The following is a 1,559-nucleotide window of genomic DNA, read 5'->3' on the forward strand; positions in this document are numbered from 1 at the left end:
CACCCGCACCCGCACCCGCACCCCAGGAGACCTCGTGCCCGACGCCCCTGCCCAGCAGCAGGGCGGGAGCGGTCAGCCCGACGCCCGTCGCTGGCGCGCCCTCGCCGTCTGCCTGGCGGCCGGCTTCATGACCCTGCTCGACGTCTCCATCGTCAACGTCGCCCTGCCGTCCATCGAGGGGTCGCTGGACGCCGGCCCCAGCCAGGTGCAGTGGATCGTCGCGGGCTACGCGCTCGCCTTCGGGCTGGTCCTCGTGCCCGCCGGGCGCTTCGGCGACCTGTTCAGCCGTCGCACCGTCTTCCTCGTCGGCCTCGCGGCCTTCACCGTGACGAGCGCCGGCGCGGGTCTCGTGCAGTCCGCCACGGCGCTCGCCGTCGTCCGGCTCGTGCAGGGCATCTCCGCCGGCATCCTCAACCCGCAGGTCATCGGCCTGCTGCAGGAGCTGTTCGCGGGTCCCGAGCGCGGCAAGGCGTTCGGCCTCTTCGGCACGACCGTGGGCGTCTCGACCGCGGTGGGCCCGCTGCTCGGCGGCCTGCTCATCCAGGTGTTCGGCACCGAGTCGGGCTGGCGCGCGGTCTTCCTCGTCAACGTCCCCATCGGCCTCGTGCTGCTGCCGTTCGCCGCGCGGCTGCTGCCCCGCGCGGAGCGGGTGCCCGGGCGCCGGCTGAGCCTCGACCTCGGCGGCCTGGCGCTGCTGGCCGTGGGCGTCGTGTTCCTCATGCTCCCGTTCGTCCTGACCACGGGGCAGGGGGACCCGCCGCTGCGCTGGCTCTCGCTCGTGCCGGGGGTCGGGCTGCTGGTGGGCTTCGTCCTGTGGGAGCGCGCCTACGAGCGGCGCGGGCGCGAACCCGTCGTCCCCGGGGCGCTGGTGCGCACGGCCTCGTTCACGGGCGGGGCCCTCGTCGGCGTCGCCTTCTTCGCCGGCTTCACGGGCATCTTCCTCGTCGTCACCCTCTACCTGCAGTCCGGTCTCGGCTTCACGGCGCTGCAGGCGGGGCTGGTGCAGACCCCGTTCGCGCTGGCCTCGGCGGTCTTCTCCGGTCTCGGCGGCCGCTTCGTCAACCGCTGGGGCCGCCAGACCGTCGTCGCGGGGCTCGTCGTGACGGCCGTCGGCCTCGTCGCGGCGGACGTGGTGTCGGCCGCCGTCCAGGGGACCGGGGGCGCGGTCGCGCTCGCGGCCTGCCTCATGGTGACGGGGGCCGGGACGGGGCTCGTCATCTCGCCCAACCAGACGCTGACGCTCGCCGAGGTCCCGACTGAGGTCGGGGGCGTCGCCGGGGGTGTCCTGCAGACCGGGCAGCGCGTGGGCTCCGCCATGGGCGTCGCGCTCGTCTCGGCCGTGTTCTTCGCGGGGGTCGCCTCGGTCAGCGGCGGCGGGCCCGGCAGGGGCGGCGCCGGCGGGGCCTCGACGCCCGCGGCGGTGCAGTCCGTCTTCGGCGAGGCGCTGTCGCAGGGTCTGCGCGTGGCCCTCGGTCTCGTCCTGCTCGCCCTCCTGCTGGCGCTGCTCGACCTGCGCCGCCGCCGGCGCAGGTCGAGCAGCGCCAGCAGGAGGGCGAGCA

At 75.6% G+C, this 1,559-nt stretch carries 1 protein-coding gene; it reads left to right on the forward strand.

Translation table 11 applies throughout. The annotated features are described in order from the left end of the window. Window positions 1-34: 34 nt before the first annotated feature. A partial coding sequence (locus tag GTR02_RS21650) for an MFS transporter (protein ID WP_338073981.1) occupies window positions 35-1,559 on the forward strand: 1,525 nt, incomplete at its 3' end.

It is taken from the genome of Kineococcus siccus, assembly GCF_009906795.1.
Taxonomy (GTDB): Bacteria; Actinomycetota; Actinomycetes; order Actinomycetales; family Kineococcaceae; genus Kineococcus; species Kineococcus siccus.